General features: G+C 39.4%; 12 protein-coding genes. 4 read left to right on the top strand and 8 right to left on the bottom strand.

Going from position 1 to position 24,279, the window contains the following annotated elements:
* The coding region (locus NU08_RS21200; protein WP_207214089.1) for a glycoside hydrolase family 97 N-terminal domain-containing protein at nt 1-436 on the bottom strand (436 nt) is incomplete at its 3' end.
* A 492-nt stretch (nt 437-928) separates the two neighbouring features.
* Between NU08_RS21200 and NU08_RS21195 the strand changes: the two genes are divergently transcribed.
* The 4 genes from NU08_RS21195 (at nt 929) to NU08_RS21180 (ending at nt 12,177) form a co-directional block, all read left to right on the top strand.
* Nucleotides 929-3,790, top strand: a complete 2,862-nt coding sequence (locus tag NU08_RS21195) for a TIM-barrel domain-containing protein (RefSeq protein ID WP_129749034.1) — start codon at nt 929-931, stop codon at nt 3,788-3,790.
* Nucleotides 3,791-3,872: 82 nt separating this feature from the next.
* On the top strand, nt 3,873-5,957 hold the full coding sequence (locus tag NU08_RS21190) for a beta-galactosidase (protein WP_129749033.1): 2,085 nt from the start codon (nt 3,873-3,875) through the stop codon (nt 5,955-5,957).
* A gap of 85 nt (nt 5,958-6,042) precedes the next feature.
* Nucleotides 6,043-7,992, top strand: coding sequence for a sialate O-acetylesterase (locus tag NU08_RS21185; RefSeq protein ID WP_129749032.1), 1,950 nt, complete (start codon nt 6,043-6,045; stop codon nt 7,990-7,992).
* Nucleotides 7,993-8,148: 156 nt separating this feature from the next.
* On the top strand, nt 8,149-12,177 hold the full coding sequence (locus NU08_RS21180) for a hybrid sensor histidine kinase/response regulator transcription factor (protein WP_129749031.1): 4,029 nt from the start codon (nt 8,149-8,151) through the stop codon (nt 12,175-12,177).
* Nucleotides 12,178-12,302: 125 nt separating this feature from the next.
* Here NU08_RS21180 and NU08_RS21175 read toward each other — a convergent pair whose 3' ends face one another.
* From NU08_RS21175 to NU08_RS21145, 7 genes are all read right to left on the bottom strand, one after another.
* Entirely contained in the window at nt 12,303-13,229 is a 927-nt protein-coding gene (locus NU08_RS21175; protein WP_207214088.1) for an alpha/beta hydrolase, read from the bottom strand.
* Nucleotides 13,226-15,025 carry a glycoside hydrolase family 2 protein gene (locus NU08_RS21170; RefSeq protein ID WP_242502622.1) on the bottom strand — a complete coding sequence of 600 codons (1,800 nt, stop codon included), beginning with the start codon at nt 15,023-15,025 and terminating at the stop codon, nt 13,226-13,228. The genes NU08_RS21175 and NU08_RS21170 overlap by 4 nt, the downstream gene beginning before the upstream one ends.
* A 3-nt stretch (nt 15,026-15,028) precedes the next feature.
* Nucleotides 15,029-16,603 carry a glycoside hydrolase family 43 protein gene (locus NU08_RS21165; RefSeq protein WP_129749030.1) on the bottom strand — a complete coding sequence of 525 codons (1,575 nt, stop codon included), beginning with the start codon at nt 16,601-16,603 and terminating at the stop codon, nt 15,029-15,031.
* Nucleotides 16,604-16,625: 22 nt separating this feature from the next.
* Nucleotides 16,626-18,830 carry a beta-glucosidase family protein gene (locus tag NU08_RS21160; RefSeq protein ID WP_129749029.1) on the bottom strand — a complete coding sequence of 735 codons (2,205 nt, stop codon included), beginning with the start codon at nt 18,828-18,830 and terminating at the stop codon, nt 16,626-16,628.
* Between the two features lie 83 nt (nt 18,831-18,913).
* The gene (locus NU08_RS21155) at nt 18,914-20,896 is read right to left on the bottom strand and encodes a glycoside hydrolase family 97 protein (RefSeq protein ID WP_129749028.1); all 1,983 of its coding nucleotides are present in this window, start codon (nt 20,894-20,896) and stop codon (nt 18,914-18,916) included.
* Between the two features lie 538 nt (nt 20,897-21,434).
* The gene (locus NU08_RS21150; protein ID WP_242502621.1) at nt 21,435-22,355 is read right to left on the bottom strand and encodes an alpha/beta hydrolase; all 921 of its coding nucleotides are present in this window, start codon (nt 22,353-22,355) and stop codon (nt 21,435-21,437) included.
* Between the two features lie 31 nt (nt 22,356-22,386).
* Nucleotides 22,387-24,279, bottom strand: coding sequence for a glycoside hydrolase family 97 protein (locus NU08_RS21145; protein ID WP_129749027.1), 1,893 nt, complete (start codon nt 24,277-24,279; stop codon nt 22,387-22,389).

The following is a 24,279-nucleotide window of genomic DNA, read 5'->3' as shown; positions in this document are numbered from 1 at the left end:
CTTCCTGAACCACGCACGAAAGCGTTTCCTTCTGCGGATAGACTTTATATTTGAACGCCAGATTATTATTGCTCACCCTAAAAATCACATCAAGAGCCGCTCTGCCTTCTTTTGTGAACGAAAAAACAGCTTCGTTGGCCGTGTAATGCACGCTGCTTTTTTTGATGTTGCGCAGCTGATACGATTCGTCGATTTTGTTTTGGATGCTATTTGCCTGCAAAGCCAGTCCAGAACTGAAATCTCCCGCATTTGTCTTTAAGCCTAATGGCGATTTTTCTATAAACGTTTTTTCATTGAATGTTACGCTATACTGGGGTATTCCCTTGTTTACAGAAACCGAAACCGCAAGTTTTCCGTCCGGACTTTTTACCACCGATTGGGCGTTTAGTTTAAAGAAACTTACAAGCAATAAACATATGCTAAATTTTATATTCATAATTATAGAGGTTGGTTAGTCAGTTTATTTTTGATTTCAAGATGATTCTGAACAGCTGCTTCTTCTTCATAATCCTCAAGTAGGCTGTTCGGTGCTCCAGCTCTGAAACTTCACAGATGCTAATGTACTCTTTACTTTGAATGCTCAAAAGCAATAATACATTTCCGCCAGCCATAAAATACATTCTGACCCCTTTTACAGCATCCAAAAACCTGATAATACATAAGAGCCTCTCAAATAACACATTTACGCCCCCTGTCCTTTTACATTAAAAGATATTTTTACACCCCAGCATTATCAGCTGCCAATACAACTTGAATGAGCCTCATGCAGTCACCAAAAAATGCAGATTGCCATTTGACTTTTACAGCTTGCCATCGTTTGGAACCCATTTGAAATTTAGCTCGACTGAATATAGTAACTTCTAGATCGGGGAAAACATAAATCGCAAAAACTGCTAATTATCATATAAACTATTCTTAACCAAAAAACATGAAAAAAAACACAATCGCTTTAGGTCTTTCCGCCGGATTGCTCTTGGCATCGTGCGCTGTTAAAAATTACACCAAAACAAATGACAGTGTGTTTATAGACTTGAAACCAAACGCAGAAAACCAATTGCGCACACTGCGTCTGCAGGTTTTAGGCAATGATCTGATACATGTTGCTGCGTCAGCCAAAGAATCTGTGAAAGATTCCAGCCTGATTATTGTTCCCGGCCAGCAAACTGTCCCCTTCAAAATCAGTCAATTAAAAGACTCCATTAAACTCGCAACCAAGACTTTAAATGTAATGGTTTCGGCAAAAGATGGAGGAATCAAGTTTAAAGATAAAAACGGCAAAATGCTGCTGGCTGAAAAAGCAGGCGGCGGGAGGACTTTTCTTCCTATAGAGGCTGATCAGACAAAAGGCTATACGGTGCGACAGATATTTGAATCGCCTAAAGATGAAGCGTTTTATGGGCTGGGACAGCATCAGTCGGATGAATTCAATTACAAAGATAAAAGCGAAGAGCTTTTCCAATACAATACCAAGGTATCGGTTCCTTTTATTGTATCAAATAAAAACTATGGCCTTTTATGGGACAGCTATTCCTTAAGCCGATTTGGAGACAGCCGTCCTTATGAGCAGCTAAACAAGGTTTTCAAATTATATGGAAAAAATGGCGAACCAGGCTTCTTAACGGGAACCTACATCACGCCAGAGAAGAAAAATGCACCACTCATCCGTCAAGAGCAGTCTATTTTTTTTGAAGACGTTAAAAGCATTAAAAATCTGCCAAAAGATCTGCCTTTAAAGAATGCTGCTGTTGCTTATGAAGGGGAAATCGAAGCGCCGCAAGACGGAGAGTATAAATTTACTTTATATTATTCCGGATATGTAAAAGTCTATCTAGACAATCAATTAGTGGTTCCTGAGCGATGGAGAACAGCTTGGAATCCTAACAGCTACAAATTCTCTATGAATCTGAAAGCAGACAAGCGCACTGCTTTAAGAATAGAATGGAAACCGGACGGTTCAACATCCTATTGCGGATTAAGGGTAAGAACGCCTCAATTGGCTGAGGAAAAAAACAGCCAGGTCTGGTGGAGCGAAATGAACAAAAAAATCGATTACTACTTTATTCATGGCAATTCCATGGACAGCATAATTAAGGGATATAGAACCTTGACGGGAAAATCCCAAATTATGCCCAAATGGGCAATGGGCTATTGGCAGAGCCGCGAGCGATACAAAACCCAAGATGAAATCTTAAGCAATTTAAAAGAATTCAGAACGCGCCAGATTCCAATTGATAATATAGTTTTAGACTGGAATTATTGGGAAGATGATGCATGGGGAAGCCACAAATTTGATCCTAAGCGTTTTCCTGATCCAAAAGCCATGACAGACTCCATCCATTCGATGAATGCCAAAATGATGATCTCCGTCTGGCCTAAATTTTATAAAACCACAGACCACTTTAAAGAATTCGACCAAAAAGGATGGATGTATCAGCAGGCCATTAAAGACAATGTACGCGACTGGGTTGGCCCAGGTTATGTAGGCTCATTTTATGACGCTTATGCAAGCGGTGCGCGCAAACTGTTTTGGAAGCAGATTTATGAGAATTTATATCCTATAGGAGTTGATGCATGGTGGATGGATGCTAGCGAACCTAACGTATTGGACTGCACAGATATGGAGTACCGCAAAAAATTGCAGGGACCAACCGCTTTAGGGCCTTCGACAGAGTATTTCAACACTTATGCCCTAATGAACGCCGAAGCAATATATGACGGACAAAGGGCTGTAGATCCTAATAAACGTGTATTTCTTTTAACTAGGTCAGGTTTCGCCGGACTGCAGCGTTACTCAACAGCAACCTGGAGCGGAGATATTGCAACGAGATGGGAAGATTTGAAAGCGCAGATTTCGGCAGGCCTTAATTTTGCCGCAAGCGGTATTCCGTACTGGACGATGGATATAGGAGGGTTTTGCGTTGAAGACCGCTATGTGAGCGCACAGCAGTACTACGACAAAAGTGGAAATGAAAACTCTGACAGCAAAGAATGGCGCGAATTAAACACGCGCTGGCATCAGTTTGGGGCATTTGCTCCTTTATACCGTTCTCATGGGCAATTTCCATATCGCGAACCTTGGAACATCGCTCCTGAAGGCCATCCTGCCTACGAATCAATTGTATTTTATGACCGTTTGCGTTACAGACTAATGCCATACATCTATACTATGGCCGGTATGACGCATTTTAACGATTATACCATTATGCGCCCTTTGGTGATGGATTTTCAAAACGATAAAAATGTCGTTAACATCAGCAGCCAATTCATGTTTGGGTCTTCTTTTATGGTGTGCCCTGTTTACCAATATGGAGCCAGAAAAAGAGAAGTATATCTTCCTGCTGGCACAAACTGGTATGATTTTTATACGGGCAAGCATGTGTCAGGAGGGCAGACTCTACAGGCTGACGCTCCTTATGGACGCATTCCCCTCTTTATTCCTGAAGGCGCTATAGTTCCCTTTGGCCCTGAAATCCAATACACCGATCAGAAACCTGCTGATAATATGGTGCTGTATGTTTATAAAGGCCGCGACGGAAGCTTTACCTTGTATGAAGATGAAGGTGTTAACTACAATTACGAAAAAGGCAATTATGCCACGATAAGCTTCAATTATGATCAAAAAAACGAAACTTTAACCATTGGCGAGCGCAAAGGAGATTTTAAAGGCATGCTAAAAGACCGAAAATTTAAAATCATCGCTGTCGATCCATCTAATCCGAAAGCATTCCTTTCTGATGCTTCTGGAAAAGAAATCCATTATAACGGAATGCTTCAAGCCATTAAAATTTAATTATTCTAAAACAATCACATCGAACACCTGCATTAAGACAACTTAATGCAGGTCTCAATGCAAGTGAGAAAAATATAGATCCATGAAAGTAAAAAAATATATCATTTATTTATTGCTGCTGTCTTCAGCAGGCATAATGGCACAAAAGTCCCCAATTTTCTTTCCTAAAGAAAATCTGATGGCAATGGGAATTTATTATTACCCAGAACATTGGAATAAAAAAGACTGGGAAAGAGATATCAGCAACATTTCTAAGATTGGTTTTGAGTTTATCCATATTGCGGAATTCGCTTGGATAGAGATGGAACCCGAAGAAGGAAACTACCAATTTGAATGGCTTGATGAAGTGATAAATCTTGCCGGAAAATACAAATTAAAGGTTATTCTAGGCACCCCTACAGCAATTTCTCCTATCTGGATGGGCATTAAATATCCTGAAATCTATTTGATGGACAGCCATTATCAAAGGGCTGAGCATGGCACAAGAGCACAGCAGTCTTTGAGCAATCCCGTATGGAGAAATTTTTCTAAAAACATCATTAGTAAATTGGCGGCACGCTATGGCCATAATCCAAATGTAATAGGATGGCAGCTCGACAACGAACCGGAAGCCAAAGAAGACTATAGCCCTTCCTCACAAGATGCTTTCCGCAATTGGTTGGAAAGTAAATACCGCACCATAAGCGCTTTGAATACTGCATGGGGAACTGCCTTTTGGAGCCAGACTTACAGCAGTTTTGGCCAGATTAAAATTCCAAATGCAAATCTTGTTGGATGGTGGGGAATCAATCCGCATGCCTTGCTGGACTTTAAACGATATACTGCCGATACGCAGGCCGATTTTTTAGATTTTCAGGCAGACATTATCAGGCCTTTAATTGCTAAAAATCAATTTGTAACAACAAATTATACCGCTACTACTCCATCAGCAGATCCAAGAAGAACAAAAAAACTCGATTTTAATGCTTTTACCAGTTATCCGAATAAAGGAGTTCCTAATATAGGAGAAAAGGGTTTTCGTCTTGGCGATCCAGGGGAACTTTCTTTTGCGCTGAGTTTTTTCAAAACTAAAGACAACATTTCTGGCATAATGGAACTCCAGCCTGGTTTTGTCAACTGGGGAAATGTTAATCCTTTGCTTCAGCCTGGAGCGGTGCGCATGTGGCTTTATCATTGTATGGCTGAAGGAATGTCCTTTGCGTGCTCCTATCGTTACCGCCAAATAAATTATGGCGCTGAACAATACCACAGCGGGATTACCAAACTTGATGGAACCACCTTATCGCAGGGAGGAAAAGATTACCAGCAGACCATGCAGGAAATGAAATCATTGAGAAAAGCTTATAATCCTAAGACAGAAATGCCTAAAGAAATACAGGCTCGAAAAACTGCCTTATTATGGAATTATGACAATTTATGGAGCATGGGACGCCAAGGGCAGACAAGCCAATGGAATACCCTAGCTTTTTTCCAGAAATATTTGGAAATCGTAAAATCATGCGGCGCGCCGGCAGAAATAATCTACGAAAACGAGCCATTAGATTCTTATAAGGTGGTGATTGCCCCTGCTTATGAGCTGGCAGACGAGAAACTTATCAATAAATGGACAGAGTATGTAAAACAAGGCGGGCATTTAATCTTAACGGTGCGCACCGCCGTTAAGGACAAAAACGGACATTTATTCCAAGGGTGGGGAAATCCGATATACGACCTAATAGATGCCAAAATTGAAGATTTTGACCATCTTCTACCCTACGCAAAAGGCACAATCCAATGTTTCGGAAAGGAGTATTACTGGAATAGCTGGGCAGATCTAGTAAAAGCCAATAAACCTGAAAATGTGCTTGCTAAATATACCAATCAATTCTACGCAGGTACAGCATCTGCAGTAACCAACAAAATAGGAAAAGGAACCGTTACTTATATTGGCACTGATACAGATGATGCCCAACTTGAAAAAGACGTTCTGCAGCATGTATACAAGCAGGCTGGAATTACTGTTGAACAATATCCTAAAGGTGTTTACATCAATTGGCGTGACGGTTTTTGGATCGCGGTAAATTATTCCTCAGAAGATTATCAGATAGAAAAAATATCCAGTACGGCAAATATAATAATTGGCGGCAAAACTTTGCCCCCAGGCGGTGTAACAGTTTGGCAGCAATAATTTTTTTTAAACAATTGCAATCTTTGAACATCCCTGCAGCTCTTGCCGCAGATTTAATGCTAACTATAAATTTAAACCAACCAAAATGAAAAAAAAATTAATCACTTTGCTTTTTGCGCTGAGTTTATGCGCAAATGCTAATGTAAAAATGCCGCTGCTTTTTAGCGACGGAATGGTCTTACAGCGCAATAAACCCATTTCTGTTTGGGGCTGGGCCGATTCAGGAGAAAAAATTGAAGTCGCTTTTAATAAACAGATCCAAAGAACCAAAGCAGACAAAAATGGAAAATGGCTTTTATACTTAAAGCCTGAAAAGGCAGGCGGGCCTTTTAAAATGACGATTAAAGGAAAGAACAGCATTACCATTGAGAATGTTCTAGTCGGAGAAGTTTGGATCTGCAGCGGACAGTCTAATATGGAATGGACCGTTGGCCAAGCTCAGAATGCTGATTATGAAATCAGTCAAGCAGATAATCCTTGGATACGACAATTTTTAGTGGACAAAGATTTAAATTCGACACCTAAAGAGGAGATCAAAGCTGGCAGCTGGAAAGAAAGCAGCAAAAAAAATACGGGCGCCTTTACAGCAGTGGGCTATTTTTTTGCAAAAAAAGTGTACAATGAATTAAAGATCCCGATTGGAATAATAAATGCTTCTTGGGGAGGCACGTGCTCAGAAACCTGGACCAGCAAAGAAGCTTTTGAAAAAAGCCCTGAGTTCAGCAGCATGATTGCCGATCTTCCAAAAGGCACAATGGATTCATTTCTAAAAAATAAACTCGATGCGCTTACAGCAAAAATTGAAGCTCTTCAAAAATCTAAAATAACTTCAAACTCTGAAAGCCAGTACAAAACAGCAAGTTTTGACGATAGCGCATGGCCAGAAGTACATGCCCCGCAATTGTGGAACCAGCAATTAGGCAGTTTAGACGGCACGGTTTGGATGCGCAAGTCTTTTATAATTTCAAAAGAAGATGCCAGTAAAGAAGCTTTACTGGAGCTAGGCAAAATAGATGATGAAGATCTTTCTTATGTAAATGGAATTGAAGTGGGGAAAAATACCCAATGGGACAAAAAAAGAATATACAAAATACCTTCTGGAACGCTTAAAGAAGGCATTAACACGGTTGCAGTGCGAGTAACGGATTACAGCGGAGGGGGCGGCATTTTTGGCGATGAAGCTGATTTAAAATTAACTGTAGGCACGACAATTGTGCCACTTGCAGGAAAATGGAAATTTCAGGTTACAGAAATCAAAACAGACCTTTCTCCAAACAGCTATCCCTCTCTTCTTTACAATGCCATGATCAATCCTTTGGTTCCCTATTCTTTTCAGGGTGTGCTTTGGTATCAAGGCGAGGCAAATGCTACACGCGCCGAACAATATAAAAAAGCTTTTCCGTTACTAATCAATGACTGGAGAACAAAATGGAATCAAGGTGATTTTCCTTTCTTTTTTGTCCAGCTGTCTTCTTTTAATGAGTTTGGAGGAAACAGCAGCGTTGGCAGTTATTGGGCAGAATTAAGAGAAGCGCAAGCTTTCACCCTTAACAATGTTGCCAATACTGGCATGTGTGTTACTGCAGATATTGGAGATCCAAAAGATATTCATCCAAAAAATAAACAAGAGGTAGGATATAGACTGGCGGCCATTGCCTTAAATAAAGTGTATGAAAAAGGAAATGTTTTCAGCGGACCAGCATACAAGTCTATGGAAACAAAAGGCAACCAAATTCTCTTAACATTTGACAATGCCGAAAGCGGTTTAACTGTTCATGATAAATACCAATATGTAAAAGGATTTGAAGTTGCAGGATCTGATCATGTTTTTCATTACGCCAAAGCCCAAATAAAAGGCAGTCAGCTTTTGGTCTGGAGCGATCAGGTACAAAATCCTGAAGCTGTCCGCTACGGCTGGGCTGACGATGCTAGCGACTGTAATTTATACAATGCAGAAAATTTCCCTGCTGCTCCTTTTCGAACAGATGACTGGGATACCATCTCAAAAGGCATTAAATACAGCTTTGAAAAATAAATATCTTTAATAAGCCAAGCGTATTGCATATTTCAAATTTCACTATCGATTCTAAAAGAAAATAAAATCGATAGTGATTGAAATAATGGCTGTGATTTTACATAAAAACAGTCCTTTTGATACTGCAGCTGCAGATAAATGATTAATTTAGACCGAATGAAAAAACATAAAGCCCTCTTATTATTTCTTGCTGTTTTTGGAATAATTTCGTTCCAGAGCATTCTTGCGCAGTCCAATTATATTTTTCATCAGTTGAAAACCAGCGAAGGGTTTTCGAGCACCAATGTCAAGACATTTCTAAGGGACAGTTACGGTTTTTTATGGATTGGCACCGAAACCGGACTTAATAGATATGATGGCTACGAATTCAAGGTTTACACTACCAACTCTAAAAAGCCCAACAGCCTAATTTCAAATGATATATTAGGCCTTCAAGAAGACGGCATGGGCAATATATGGGTCAATTTTGGACATGATAATGCAATATATAACAGAGATAAGGACTGCTTTATTACAGACATCGGTTTTCTTTTAAACAAGCTGCACATTCGCGCAGACAGCAACTGTAAAATTTATGTGGATAAAAAAAAGAATTTATGGGTTTTCAATAAAAAAAATATTTCTTTCTACGACATAAAAAAAAGGCATACTTCCATCTTTACAGGCGTAAGCATTGAAGAACCTTTTTTTATTAGTGTAACAGATAATGGCGAGTCTGTATATTGCATTGAAAATTCTCAAAAATGCTGGCAGTTAAACAGTACTACAGGTCATATTAAAAACATTTCACTCCCAGTTTCAAGCAGAAGAAATGGAACTGATGAATGGCATATCGTTTTTCTGGACAGCAACAACGGATTATGGACTTATTTCAACAATAGTCCGAATGAAGTTTTCTATCGCGATGATCAGACGAAAAAATGGAGCTCTATAACATTAAAATCCAGTGTAGACAGCGACATTAATTTCGTTAGCAGCATTATCGAAAATAAGCCAGGCGAAATATGGATTGGAACAGACCATAAAGGGCTTTTTATTTTTGACAAATCAAAAAACAGCATAATAAACTGTGTTCAAAACTCAAACAAAGACAATTCTCTGCCATCCAACAATATAACCTGCATGTATCGCGACAACGATAGGACCATCTGGATTGGACACAGCAAAAAAGGGCTCTCTTTTTTTAATGAAAGCTTTAAAAATTTCATCAATTTCAAACACCCGGAATGCTCTGATATTAGCACCATAATGGAGGATCACAACGAAGATCTCTGGATTGCAACAGATGGGAAAGGACTTTTTAAAAAAGATAAAAAATCAGGAAATACTTCTCGAATTCCATTTCCCAAAGCAGCTATCACCTGTTTATTGGAAGATCGCAAAAACCGCATTTGGATCGGCACTTATCAAAATGGGCTGTTTTGCTGGCAAAATGGCGCCATAACCCAATATACCACGAAAAACAGCAAACTAAGCAACAACAATGTCTGGAACTTAAAACAGGACCGTTACGGAAATATCTGGATAGGGTCTATGGGAGGAAAAATACAGCAGCTTCCGTCAGATGCCACAAGTTTTGATTCTGTGATTTCTGTATTTGAAGATCAAGTCTTTGCGCTCGATATGTTTTACGATTCAGGCGATGAGCTTCTGCTGGGTACGGGTTACGGGCTTTTCAATATTGATATTACCAATAATAAGAAAGTCGTATCGTATGGCAATAAAAAAGGAACGCAAAAATTCAAACACTTTCAGATTTCTACGGTCTACAAAGACAAACACAATATATTATGGATTGCCCATAATGATGGACTGAATATCTGGGATCCGAAAAAAGATACCATTTATTACTTCAACAAATCAAATGGCCTTTGCGACAATTCTGTAAGCGGCATATTGGAAGATAACCGCAATAACATCTGGGTTACTACCCCTAATGGACTTTCCATTTTAACTGTAAGTTATGATGCCAATGATAATTTATCCATAAGCAGCAAAAACTATTCGGTTAGGGATGGACTGATGGATAATTATTTTAACAAACACTCTATACTGCAATTAAGAAACGGTGATATTTTGCTTGGCAATCTGGACGGATATACCATAATCAATCCAAACAAGCTGCTAAAAGAAAATAGGCCGGTTTCAAAAATTATTTTTACAGGGCTAACTCTTGGAAATCAGACTATAGAGGTGGATTCTGTCTATAATGGACATAAATTGCTGCAGCATTCGACAGAACTGCTTTCCAAACTTACTTTAAGGCACGATGACAGGCTTATTACTCTTAAGTTTACGAGTACTGATTTATTAAATGCCGATAAGGTCAAGTATTTTTACAAGATTGAAGGTTTTAATACGGAATGGATTCCTATTCAGGACAATAAAATTGCAATTTCTGCCTTGCCAGCCGGCAATTACAAACTTTTGGTAAAAGCATATGATAATGCTTCGGGTTGGAACGATAATATCAAAGTATTGGCATTAAGTGTACTGCCTCCTTTTTATTTAACTATCTGGGCGTATCTTTTTTATGGGCTAACGATCGCGGCCCTAATATGGTATACCGTGCGCAGATCAAAAATCCGCCATCATTTAAAATTAGAGGAACAGCGCGAGAAAATGAATCGTGAGAAGGAATGGCAGATTAACGAAATGAAGCTGAACTTTTTCACCAACATAAGCCATGATCTGAGAACTCCCCTAACCCTTATCATAACGCCTCTGCAAGTGCTCTTGAATGATTCTATGGATGAGGTTATGCGAAAGAAAATAAATGTCATCCATAAAAATGCGCAGCAGCTTCTTTCCTTAATCAATTCTCTGCTAGATTTTCGCAAATTAGATGCAGGAATCGTCAGCTTAAACTTAAAGGCATCAGAGTTTGTAAGTTTCGCCGAGGATATCTGCAGTTCGTTTAATGTGTATGCCGCTGAACGCAATATCCAATTATCTTTTGAAAGCGAAATAGACAGCCTGCTTATGGAATTTGACAAGGATAAGATACAAAAAACACTTGCCAATCTGCTTTCGAATGCTTTTAAATATACTCCCGATGGAGGAAAAATTCAGGTAAAAATTAGCCGCAACGATACTCAAGTCTGCGTCAAAGTTCTCGACACTGGCTCGGGAATCAACGATAAGGATAAACCGCTTGTATTTGATAGATTTTATCAAGGAGAACAGAGCCAGAATGAAACCGGCAGCGGTCTTGGACTGCATATTGCAAATGAATACATACAGCTTCATGGCGGCACCATAACCATTGAAGATAATATTCCACATGGGTGTGCATTTACCTTTAAAATCCCAATTAGAGAAAGCTCTGAAAAGAATTTGATGCTTAATCCTGCTCAAGCAGATATTATAACCATTGAAGAAGAAGAAGAAGAAGAAGAAGAAGAAAAAACAGAAAGTCCTGCCCAGCAGCTCGTTCTTTTTGTGGATGACAATAAAGACCTGTGCGAATTTATAGAAGACAACCTAAAAGATGACTTTACGGTGCTGACGGCCCATAATGGACAAGAGGCTATTGAACTGCTGCAAAAACACAATATTACAGTTATTGTAAGTGATGTAATGATGCCTATAATGGATGGCATTGAGCTTTGCAAATTGGTCAAAACCAATATCTACTGGTCACATATTCCTGTAATTCTGCTCACTGCGCGCACTGCTGAGGAATATCATATAGACGGGCTAAAATATGGAGCGGACGATTATATCACCAAACCATTTAATATCCATATTCTCAAACTTCGAATTAATAAATTTATAGAATGGACCAAAAAGAGCCATGCCGCATTTAAACAAAAAATAGACGTTAATCCGCAGGAGATTACCATTACCTCTCTAGATGAAATTTTTATCGAAAAAGCGATAAAAGCGGTCGAACAGCATATTAGCGATACTGAATTTTCTGTAGAAAATCTTGGAGACACTTTAGGTTTGAGCCGAGGGCATCTGTATAAAAAACTAATGTTTATAACAGGCAAAGGCCCTGCCGAATTCATCCGTACAATCCGATTGAAAAGAGGACGACAGCTTTTAGATAAAAGCCAGCTGCAGGTTTCGCAAATAGCCTACGAAGTTGGATTTAATTCGCCGAAAAGATTCTCAAAATATTTCCGTGAAGAATTTGGTTTATCTCCTTCTGAGTATTTAAAACTTCACAAAAAACTATAAAAACAACGCAATAAAAAAGCAGTCTTTAATATCATCATTAAGGCTGCTTTTTTTATTTTCTCAGCCTATATTCGTTTTATTTAAAAGTGCTTCAAAAAACTACTATAAACTGCTTAAAAGAATATTTATTTAAAAATATGCTGCGAGAAAAGATACAGATTGTTGGCCCATTCTACATCATCGTGCGCATTGCCATCTACATGCCACACATGAGGCACTTGATTTGCTTTTAAGCAGCCATGAATGCGCTGGCTCACATTGAAAAGCCAGTCTTTACTGCCGCAAGAAACCCACAATACTTTAAGATTTTTTCTTGCTGCTTTTACGTCTGGCACAAGCTTAAGAGTCGAAAGTCCCCCGACTTCATTTGTATTGGGAGCTGATGAAAAACCTCCAATAAAAGCAAAAGTATCGATATTGGAAAGGCCAATGTTTAGAGATTGCCCGCCTCCCATAGACAAACCTGCTAAAGCTCGCTGCTCTCGATTTCGGTATACAGCATAATTTGATTCAATATACGGAATGATATCCTTCAGCAGATCTTTCTCAAAAGATACTCCATAACTTTTATATCCCATTTCTTTCTCCTTCTCTTGGTCAGGAGTCGGATTTTCAACAGTGACACTTGAGTTGCAGTTGGGAAAAACCACCAGCATTGGTTTGATTTTTCCGTCACGGATTAAATTATCTATAACATCCTGGGCACGAATCCAATCCGTCCATTGCCCTTTATCTGAATTAAGGCCATGGAGCAGATAAAGCACCGGGTATTTTTTATCAGCTGCATAACCTGCAGGGGTGTAAACTGCCATTTCGCGGCGCGTGCCCAATGTTTTGGAATTGTACTGGACCACAGTAAGTTTTCCCGAAGCTAATTCCGCGTGCTTGTCCCTAAATCCTTGTGGCGGATCTTCAAATGCCGGTTTGTCGTCGGCATTGAATACTATGGGCTGCAGGTTTAATTTTTTATCTGCAGCATTTTCTGTTTGGGAGTGTCCTATAGACCAGCAGAACAAGGCCAGCATAGCCATTAAAAATGGTTTGTTTTTCATTTTTTATCTTCTTTGTAATAGTTATTTATAATGTGCCAAGCTTTTTTCTTTTCTCCATTTTCAGAGATCAATCCTTTCCTATTATATCCCTTCTGATACACGGGGTGCATTCTTCCCAATGATCTGTAATCATACAGTAGCCATGGGCAGACGCCTCTTAAATTTGGAATAGTCTTAAACATTTCAATCTGATTTTTATAAACCTGCTCCTGATATTCCTCAGACCAGTAGGCAGCTTGATCTGCAGGAACATTTCTGGTTCCATATAATGCCTCTGCTCCAAATTCAGAAATAAATACGGGTTTATTAGAGAAATCTATTTTCCACTTCACTTCTGAAGGTTTTCCTTGCCAAGGAATATACCAGCCTATATACTCATTAAGAGCAATTAAATCAGAATAATTATAAAGCGGATCCCAAACATGAAATGCATTATTGGCATAACCTTGCGTATTGATAACATGGGTAACCAATCTTGTAGAATCGATCGCTTTACATTCTTTTGTTAAATCAATAAGCGCTTTATCTCTATTTGGAGTGCCCGGATATGTTTCGTTCGAAAGGCTCCAGACTACGACTGCACATCGGTTTTTGTCTCTAGCAATCATTTCTTGCAGCATATGCCGCATTTTTTTGGGAACCAAACTATCGGAAAACTTAACATTCTGATAGATCGGAAGCTCGCTCCACACCATCAGACCCATTTTTTCAGCTTCTTTAATCATGTCTTCATTGTGCGGATAGTGTGCCAATCTCACTAAATTACATCCTAGCTCTTTGGCAGAATTAAGCAATAGCCTGTCATCATCCAATGAAAATGCTCTAGATTTTTTCATCGGGTTTTCTTCATGAATGTTTATGGCCTTAATGAAAAGAGGTTTTTTATTAAGCAGAATTTCACTCCCTTTGGTCTCAATGCTTCTAAAGCCGATTTCATCAGCAATGGAATCCGTGTCGCATTCCACAATTACATGGTATCGTTTAGAATTTTGAGGCGACCATAGCTGGAACTTGGACGAAAATTCAAGCTTTGCATAACCATTGCTATTGGTCTTTGTCTGATAAACAATATTTAATTCTGGTATTTTAACTATAATTTTCTGGCTCAAATTCTCGCCGTTTAATCGAATCCATCCCAGCACATTGCTCAGACTGCCTTTTTCTAGCTGGATGGAATAATCCTCAATGTATGTTTTTGGGGTTTCAATAATTTTCACCTCGCGAGTAATTCCTCCATAATTCAGCCAGTCATATCCTAAACCGGGAATTCCGTTCTCTAAACGCCTATTGTCTGCTTTTACAATTATGGTATTTTCGCCATCCTCTATTTTGTCTGTAATTTCAAATTGGAACGGAGTGAAGCCTCCTTCATGGCTTCCCAGTTTTTCTTCATTAAAATACACATCGGCGCTATAATTTATAGCTCCAAAGTACAGAAACTGTCTTGAATTTTTCTTTTTAAGAGTAACCGTTTTTTTGTACCAGACAGCACCTTCATAAAAAGCAAGCTCGCATAATTGCGAATTGAAGTCGCCCGGAACATTCAATTCTGGCGCACCGTCAAATGAATATTCAAAAAAATCTGTTTTCTTCTGCGGTTTTGGCTCTATCCAAACTTTCTTCCAGTCGCCAGCAGCTCCCGGATCAGACAGCACTTTCCATTTCCCATTCAAACTTGTTGAGTTTCTAGATGCAGCATTGGCCATTGCTGTTTGGGCATTTGTCGTGCTGGCTAAAAAAACTGCCAATAAAACGGCTATTATCTGTGCTTTGCAGATTTTTTGCAGTCGATCCATTTTCTATTCCATTTTACCGGGTTTATATGTGAAACTGTCAAAATCCGCAAAGGCTTTGGTATTTTTATTTTGAGATGAGGCATACAGTCCAACATACACGCCAGTAAAACCTCCATTTGTCTCAGAGCTTAGATACCAAACATTGATTTTATCCAAAAACTTAAATTCCTTTCCATCCAAAGAATAATAGAAGCTGTAAAAATCCTTATTGCCTTCCACTTTCAAATAAATTGTATCGGCAGGAATTTCCACTTCAGATGCGGTATGATTCAATATGCCCATTTTATAACGCAATACTAGTTTGTTTTTGCCTTTTTCTGTTTTTTTCAAAGAAAGATCATAATGAGCCTGACTCGAATAGAAGATGGTCATTCCAGCTTCATCTTTTGCTTTTGCATTATTCAATGACATCACGGTGGAAGCTGAAAAATCAATGTGTTCCTGTCTGCGTCCTGCAAAGGTTGGCGAATCATTATCGTCTAAAGATACCGAAGTGGCTTTTAATCGCAATGAACCTTTCTTTTCGGTAAGCGAGTATTGCGGCATGAAAGGATTTCTGAGATAATTCCAATCCACACCGAGCTTCATTTCATCAAAACTCGTAGAAAAATCATGAGGTTTTACAGCCTGTAATGGTAAAGTAGGCACATTCATATCTATATTTACTGTGCCATTGCCATTTATTACGGGCCAAGCATCTGCATCCCATCTTACAGGAGCCAAAAAAGTTTCTCGGCCTAAAACATGGTGCAGCAGACTTTGCGGACGGAAAGCCAGAAAGACAATCCACCAAGAACCATCATGCGCCTGAATAAAATCACCATGCCCAGTCCCTTGAATCGGATTGCTTTGAGCAATTTCGTTAATATGCGTCAGAATCGGATTGGCAGGATTGGATTCATAAGGTCCATAAATGTTCCTGCTTCGCGCTATGGTTATTTTATGGCCGTATTCTGTGCCTCCTTCTGAAATAAGCAGGTAATACCAGCCGTCTTTTTTATAAATGTGAGGCGCTTCAGGATAACGTCCTCCTGTTCCATTCCACACCGTTTGTCCTTTGGTGAGTTTTTTTCCTGTTTTAATATCAATTTCGCAAATGGTAATGCCATTCTGATTCGATACAAAATAAGATTTGTCCCCTTCGAAATATAAAGAAGGATCTATACCGCCCTGATCTACAAAAACGGGTTCTGACCATTCTCCTGCAGGATTATCGGTATGCACATAAAAATTTCCTCCGCCCGATACATTGGTCGTGACCATATAAAAACGGCCTTCATGATAACGGATTGTTGGAGCATAAATCCCAGCTGAAGGAGCGCATTTGTCTAATTTGAGCTGAGAAGCACGCGTAAGGCAATGTCCAATTTTGGTCCAATTGATTAAATCTTTACTGTGAAAAACAGGAACTCCCGGAAAGTACTCAAAGCTGGAAGTCACCAGATAATAGTCATCTCCTACTCTGCAAACGCTCGGATCGGGATGAAATCCAGAAATAACTGGATTCTTGTATCCTTGCGCATTCAAAAAATGGCAGCATCCGACTATAGTAATTAAAAGGAAAATTATTCTTTTCATAATTGTAAATTATTGCAATGCTTTATTTTAAATTAAAATCTGCCACACCTCTAATATCAGTAGCCGAAGCTCCAATCATTATTCTGAATTTGCCTGGTTCTGCAATCCATTCTTTTTTAGTGTCGTCGTAATAAGAAAGATCTTTTTTTGTTAAAGTAAAACGCACTGTTTTTTCTTCTCCCGGCTCAAGCGAAATTTTTTCAAATCCTTTTAATTCTTTAGTAGGACGAGGCAGGCTCGATGTTTCGTCATTAACATAAAGCTGCACAACTTCTTTTCCTGCCACTTTTCCTGTGTTTTTTATGGAAACGGTTACCTCTAAAGAGTCAGCAGTTGTAATCGTTTTTGATGAAACAGCTGGCTTTCCGTACTGGAATGTGGTGTAGCTCAATCCATATCCGAAAGGGAAAAGCACAGGGATTTTTTTAGTATCGTACCAGCGGTATCCTACTAAGATGTCTTCTTTATGATAGACATTATTTCCATCACCTGGATAACAAAGCTGGTCAAAAGAATGTGCCCCTACGTCTTCCAGTTTTTTAGGAAATGAAATAGGGAGCTTTCCTGATGGGTTTGCTTCGCCCGAAATAATATCGGCCAAAGCATTTCCTGCTTCCGAGCCAAGATACCATCCTTGCACAACGGCTTTTGCCTTATTAAGCCAAGGCATCAAAACCGCATTTCCGCTTAATAAAACAACTGCAACGTTATGATTCACTTTCTGAATTTCTTCAATAAGCTTATCTTGACCAAACGGCAGACTCAGTGATTTACGGTCTCCGCTTTCGCAATCTTGAAAATAATTTTTATTCAACCCTCCAACAAAAAGCACTATATCTGCATGGCGGGCAGTTTCAATTGCGGCATTTTGCAAAGAATCAAGGTTTAATTTAGAGGGTTCTTCGGCGCCATAAAGCGGTCGTCCCGAAGCATATCCCATACTGTAAACAATATTATTTTCGCCGTATTTATTTTTTAATCCCTGCAAAGGAGAAATTTCGTAAGCCGCTTTCAATGACGTAGAACCTCCGCCAACAATCAGGCTTTTCACGGCATTTTCACCTATCACAGCAATTTTTTTATATCTGCCTTGTGGAATAGGCAAAAACTGTTTCTCATTTTTAAGCAGTACGATTCCTTCCTGTGCTATTTTTCTAGCTGCATCGCTATGTTCTGGAGAAACAAAACGGCCATAAGGACGCTTGGCGCTCATAGTGGTGCGGAAAATCATTCGGAGAATTCGGCTTGCTTTATCGTCAAGTTTTGACATTTCGTATTGGCCCGATTTAATTCCCTTTAAAAGAGGATCGGCTAAATAATAGCTCGAAAAAGGAAAATGGCCTTGCGTGGTCAATCCGTTTGTATAAGTGCCCATTTCAATATCAAGTCCGCCATTGACCGCTTCATCCGTATTATGGACACCTCCCCAATCGCTAACCACTACACCATCAAATTTCCAATCGATTTTTAAGATTTGGTTGAGCAAGATGTCGTTGTGGCAGCAATGTACACCCCATATTTTGTTGTATGCTCCCATGATAGACCATACGTTTCCTTCCTGAACTGCTGCTTTGAAGGCTGGAAAATAAATCTCATGCAAGGCGCGATCGCTTACATTGACATTAATTTCACCACGAGCAATTTCCTGATTGTTCAGGGCGAAATGTTTCACGCATGCCGCCACTCCATTAGACTGTACGCCTTGCACGTATGGAACCACCATTCGCGAAGCCAAAAAAGGATCTTCGCCCATGTATTCGAAATTTCGCCCATTAAGTGGCGTACGGTAAATATTGACGCCAGGCCCTAACAGCATGGTTTTGTTTCGGTATCGGGCTTCTTCTCCAATAGATGTGCCGTAAAGCTGTGCTATCTTTGGGTTGAATGTTGCCGCCAGGCAGGTTAAAGCAGGAAAAGCAGTGCAGGAATCACTGGTCCATTGTGCCGAGTTCCACTCATCCCACAATTTTTCATCGCTTACTCCGTGCGATCCATCTGATGACCATACATCTGGTATGCCCAGACGCGGAACTCCTTTAGAGCTGAACTTTGACTGCGCATGGCAAAGTGCCACTTTTTCTTCTACCGTCATTCGCGATAAGGCATCCTTTACACGAACTTCGATCGGTTGGCTTTGATCTAAATAAAGAGCCTTTTGCGCCCATCCAAAAAATGGTGAGAGGAAAAAATATAATAATAGCAGTACAGTGATATATCTTTTTTTCATTATGGTATACTTTCTAATTCATTATCAGGTTACAGAACAATACTTGCCTCAATAAGCAAGAGATTCATTCCGAGATATTTTAACTATTTTTCTGGGTTAATTATAATCGCAAAACCACCTCCAGGTGCCATTTGCACTTTCAGTTTGCTGGCATTGGTCACTTTAATTATTTCGCGCTTATAATCTGTAGGATCTTTTTCAGCATTCAATCCGTCTTTAAAAATTTCTGCTGTAAAGCTTCCTTTTCCAAGGAAAGATAAATCGATCTCTATTTCTCTAGCCGACCAATTGGTTAATCCGCCTACAAACCATGTATTGCCTTTTTTTCTGGCAATGGCCGCATATTGGCCCACTTTTCCATCCAACGCAACAGTTTCATCAAAAGTGGTTGGAATTTGAGATATAAATGTGGTGCTTTCCTGCTCTTTCATATAAGCTGTTGGACTATCTGCCATCATTTGCAACGGCGCTTCATAAAGAACATACATTCCCAACTGATGGCATCTTGTGCCTTGGCTCATAGGCAGCGAATTGCTTGGACGAAAATCTGCTTTTGTAGCATTGCGCATTGCTCCCGGCGTATAATCCATAGGCCCGGCCAGCATTCTTATAAAAGGTATGCTTGTTTCATAATGCGGCATGTCATCATGTGGTGTCCATTTGGCATTTTCCAATCCTTTAACGCCTTCAAAATTCACAATATTAGGATAGGTTCTTTGAATGCCCGTTGGCTTATACATTCCGTGATAATCAATAAGAAGTTTGTAAGAAGCTGCTTTATTGGCAATATTATAAAGAGAGTTAACCATTTTTTGATCGTCACGGTCTATGAAATCTATTTTAAAGCCTTTCACTCCCATATTCGAATACTTCGCAAATGCATCATCTAAAACCTGATTTATGGCATACCATGAAGCCCAAAGGATGATTCCGACATTTTTTTTCTTACCGTATTCGATAAGCTCCTTAATGCCCATAGCAGGCGAGATCTTCAAGATATCGGTTTCTTCACTCCATCCCTCGTCTATCACCACATATTCAATATTGTTTTTAGAGGCAAAATCAATATAATATTTATAAGTCTGCGTATTGATTCCTGCCTTAAAATCTACTTTCGATATATTCCAATCATTCCACCAGTCCCAAGCAACTTTACCAGGCTTTATCCAGCTTATATCGGAAATTTGTGAAGGCGAAGAAAGTTTCTGAACCATATCATTATTCAAAAGCTCGCTGTCGTTTTCGCTTATTATGACTGCCCTCCAAGGAAAACTTCTGCTGCCATTTGTTTCCGCAATGTAGTTTTCTCTCTCAGAGACCATGTAGTTCATTTTATTATAGCCTCCTAAACGTTCTTTTTTTGGATAACGGGCAAATATTCCCTTCAGGCCATATTGTGCCTCATTATTGCGTGTTAAGAACATCCCAGGATAATCTTGGAGTTCAGCCTCAATAATAGATGCTTTTTTTCCATTTCCTAAATCAACAAGAAGCGGAGAAATAGCCAATGAATCTTTGACAAATTTAGAAAGCGGAATTTCATCATAAAGCGCTTCAAAAGCAGAAGTGTACATGTCTTTTTCTCTTATATCGCGAACATAGGGCACAAAAGCTTTATGGTCTTGACTGAAGTTAAAACTGGCTTCTTCAGATACAATGGTAATTTTTTTATTCTTATTTGTAAAAAAACGATACGCTACACCATCATTATAGGCTCTTAGTATCAGGCCAAAATTCCCTTTAAAATTCACAATCAGCTGATTGTATTGGTCGACAACCGTTTTCTTTTTATAAACAGGCGTTTCAAAAATGGTGTTGGAAGCCGAATTTTTAGTACTTGCAATTTTGGCATTGTTTCCTAAAACCTCTCCGCTGCCCAAGGTTAGTGAAATAGCAGAAGGAGCAACGACTTCTGTATTGTTATGTTTTACAGACCATCGGATTTTGGTGCCGTTTTCTAATTCCATCTCAATCTTTCCGTTGGGAGATTTGAGATGAAGCACTTGCGCCGATCCGCTTGCTGATAAAAATATAAAAATAATTGCCTGTAATAAAGTCCTGTTCATTTGATGTGTGGTTATTCTAGTTAGTAAGTAAATGTTTTTTAGTGCGCTTTGAAAAAACTTAAAAACGTTCGAGTAAGCGTCATCTCTTTTGGAAAACTATTTTTGACATCTCGCTGCACTAATTCATATTGGTAATTTGAATTATAGCTTCGAAGTTTTTTCAACGGGCAAATTTGACAAGAAAAAATAGCTAACTACGGTACGCTTTGTATTAAAAAAGGGCAATAATTGTTGTAATCATCTATATTTTAGACCATATAAAGATGAATTGATTGGTTTTCCAAAAAGATCTGCTTCCGCAAACAGACAGTGGCTGAGAAATTAAATATAGGTTCTTGCCCATTGGGTGCAATTACTCCAAATTTAATTTTAACACATAGAAACATAGATTCAGAAAAGCTTAAAAAAGGCGTTTCACTAGTTTAAATGCACATAGTAGCTATGTGAAAGAAATAAATTTCTCTTTTGGAGACTTTAAAAAACATAAAATCTATGTTCCTATGTGTTTAAAATTTTTATACCAACGGGTTAGGTTCTTTTAATTGATCAAGCCTTTTGCTTTAAGCCATCTGCCGCATGCCAGACTCCAATCAGATTCTGTGCTGCCCGATTTGCCAAGTCCGTAGCCGTGACCTCCTTTTTCGTAGATATGGAGTTCGCAAGGAATTTTATTTTTCTTTAGCGCTAAAGCATATTCGATACTGCTTTCTACGGGTACAGCACCATCATCCATCGAATGCACTAAAAATGCTGTCGGAGTTTCACTATTGACTTGCAGCTCATTTGAAAAATTATTAACCTGCTCCGCTAATGGTTTTTCACCCAAAAGATTAATTCTCGATCCCATATGTGTGATATCTTCACGCATTGATATTACAGGATATATCAGCAATGAAAAATCTGGACGCGCACTAGTCGCATCTGCATCATCATATACTTTTGCATTAAAATGCGTAGAAAGAGTAGATGCCAAATGCCCACCAGCAGAAAACCCCATAATGCCAATCTTTTTGGGATCGATTCCCCACTCTTTGGCCCTGCTTCTAACCAAACGGATAGTACGCTGTCCGTCTTGCATAGGACCAACCGATTTATCAGTCATTATAGCAGTATCTGGCAATCTGTATTTTAGTACAAAAGCCGTAATTCCAAGACTATTGAGCCATTCTGCAACCTGTTTTCCCTCATGCCCGATAGCCATTCCCGAGTAACCTCCGCCAGGACAGATAATGACAGCTGTACCTGTTGCTTTTTCTGCAGGAGCAGGATACACGTCCAATCTCGGATTTGTGACACGCTGCATCCAGCTATCGTCTGAATTGGTCTCTTTATAACCGGCATTAGCTATAGCGCCTGGCGCTTTCTTATCCCATAGATTAATGGTTTTACTTTGTCCAAATGTCTTTCCTGCAACCATCAGAAAAATAAGCAATGCGGTTCTAATTCCTTTTGTTTTCAAAATGCTTTTATTTTAATTGTCAATATTCTAACTATTTTATTACCCCTGTAAACCCTCCTCTTGGCAGGCACTCAATTTTTAATACACTGCCTTTTTTTACCTTTATTATTTCAGAAGAAAAAGATTTATCGTCTTTACCGTCTTTTATAAGTTCAAAACTATAAGTTCCTTTGCCAAGGAAATCAAATGTTACAGTTAAAGTCTGAGTCTGATCTTTACCGTTTAAGCCTCCAATGTACCATTTATTTGCCTTTTTACGGGCGATAATAACTTTTTCTCCGGGATAGCCGTCAATTAATTGCGTATCGTCCCAACTTACCGGCACTTTTTTCAGAAATTCTTTGGCCGGTTCAGGCAATGATCTGTATGCCGATGGCCTATCGGCAAAATGCTGCAGGCCTGATTCAAAAACGACTGCCAAAGCCAATTCGTGGCCATAAGAAGTAATATGCGGATGCTGAGAATTGGAAAAAGTAACAGGAGTGTAATCCATCGAGCCTACTACATTTCGAGTAAAAGGGAGCGTGGTATTGTGTACAGCCGCTTTATCTGTAAGTTCAGCCGTATTGTTGTACCATTCTGCTCCATAAACTGCCTCGGTGGACATCAGATTCGGATAGGTTCTTGCCCAGCCTCGAGGAACAGTAGCACCATGAAAATTTACCATCAGATGATATTTAGCGGCATCCTCTAAAATAGCGATATAATACTGCATCATTTCTTGCTGATCGCCTGCAAAAAAGTCGACTTTAATGCCATACACTCCAATCTTATTTAGCCAAGAAAATTCTTTAGCTCGTTTTTCAGCTGTTTGCAAACGATCGTTTGGTGTAGGTTCCATCCAGCTTGTGCCAGAATTGTACCATATCATAGGCTTTATTGATTTGCTTTTGGCATAGTTTACCGCATCGATAATACTGCCGCCATTTGCCATTACATCCCATTCCCAGTCAATGAGCACGTATGGCCAGTTCATCTCAACAGCCAAATCGATATAATCCTTCACAATCTGAAAATCCTTAGACCCTCGGTTGTTGGCCCAGTAAATCCACGAAACGGCACCAGGCTTAATCCATTGGGTATCTTTCACGCGGCTAGGTGCACTTACATCTGTAATAAGAGTAGAAGCCACGATATCAGAAAGTTTTCCAATTACTACGGTATGCCATTGGGAATGCCACGGCTGTTCTGATTGCGCAGCAGAAGGATATGTGATTTGATATTCATCAGCATCTGAAGTGCTCGTTAATCTGGCAGCGCAGTTATCCTTGCTGATATCAGCTTCAGAAACCAGTGCCCAAACTGGTTGGTCTTGAAGTTTGTACAATGCTGGAAATCCATATTGCTGTGCCTTATCTGTTGCTGATTCGCCTGTGCTATAAGGAAAAAATCTTTCGTAAGAAGGATCGTATGGCTGCATCCATCGGTCTGCTTTTTTCGGCAGGCTGTATGTCGTAGCTTCTCCAGTAATGCTAAGTTTAGAATCGGAAGCATCAGGAAATACATAACGAAAGGCTACTCCGTTGTTATAAACCCTGAAAATGATATCTAAAGTCTGATTGTTTGTGTTTTTAAAATGAAATGTTTTTTCAACCGCTGTATTTTCGCAATGCTTGCGCTTGCCACAAATCATGTCGTACGTATCTTTCACCGAAACAGATTCGGATTGCCCAACAAACAATAGATTCCCCACAAACTGCTGATCCTCTCGTGTGATGCCTAATTTTGATTCGCGCACCACTTCAGAAAGGGTCGTTTCGCTTTGGTATAAAACTTTATAAGAAACACCATCAGGCTTGTTTTTATCTGGCAGGTTTAAAATAACCTGCATGCGTCCATCAGGAGAACTGATCTTTTGGGCGTCTATACAGGATGAACATAAAAAAAGGATTAAAAAAAGGCTTTGCCTTGCTGCTGATATCAT

Source organism: Flavobacterium anhuiense, assembly GCF_004151235.1.
In the GTDB taxonomy this organism is placed as follows: Bacteria; Bacteroidota; Bacteroidia; order Flavobacteriales; family Flavobacteriaceae; genus Flavobacterium; species Flavobacterium anhuiense_A.
The sequence above is the reverse complement of the archived record's forward strand: the minus strand, read 5'-3'. Positions and strand labels throughout refer to the sequence as shown.

Bases quoted from the DNA above. Each gene is read 5' to 3' on its own strand.
- NU08_RS21180 (WP_129749031.1), top strand. From the start codon at position 8,149: ATGAAAAAACATAAAGCCCTCTTATTATTTCTTGCTGTTTTTGGAATA.
- NU08_RS21160 (WP_129749029.1), bottom strand. From the start codon at position 18,830: ATGAAAAAAAGATATATCACTGTACTGCTATTATTATATTTTTTCCTC.
- NU08_RS21175 (WP_207214088.1), bottom strand. From the start codon at position 13,229: ATGAAAAACAAACCATTTTTAATGGCTATGCTGGCCTTGTTCTGCTGG.
- NU08_RS21170 (WP_242502622.1), bottom strand. From the start codon at position 15,025: ATGGATCGACTGCAAAAAATCTGCAAAGCACAGATAATAGCCGTTTTA.
- NU08_RS21145 (WP_129749027.1), bottom strand. From the start codon at position 24,279: ATGATATCAGCAGCAAGGCAAAGCCTTTTTTTAATCCTTTTTTTATGT.
- NU08_RS21185 (WP_129749032.1), top strand. From the start codon at position 6,043: ATGAAAAAAAAATTAATCACTTTGCTTTTTGCGCTGAGTTTATGCGCA.
- NU08_RS21155 (WP_129749028.1), bottom strand. From the start codon at position 20,896: ATGAACAGGACTTTATTACAGGCAATTATTTTTATATTTTTATCAGCA.
- NU08_RS21165 (WP_129749030.1), bottom strand. From the start codon at position 16,603: ATGAAAAGAATAATTTTCCTTTTAATTACTATAGTCGGATGCTGCCAT.
- NU08_RS21195 (WP_129749034.1), top strand. From the start codon at position 929: ATGAAAAAAAACACAATCGCTTTAGGTCTTTCCGCCGGATTGCTCTTG.
- NU08_RS21190 (WP_129749033.1), top strand. From the start codon at position 3,873: ATGAAAGTAAAAAAATATATCATTTATTTATTGCTGCTGTCTTCAGCA.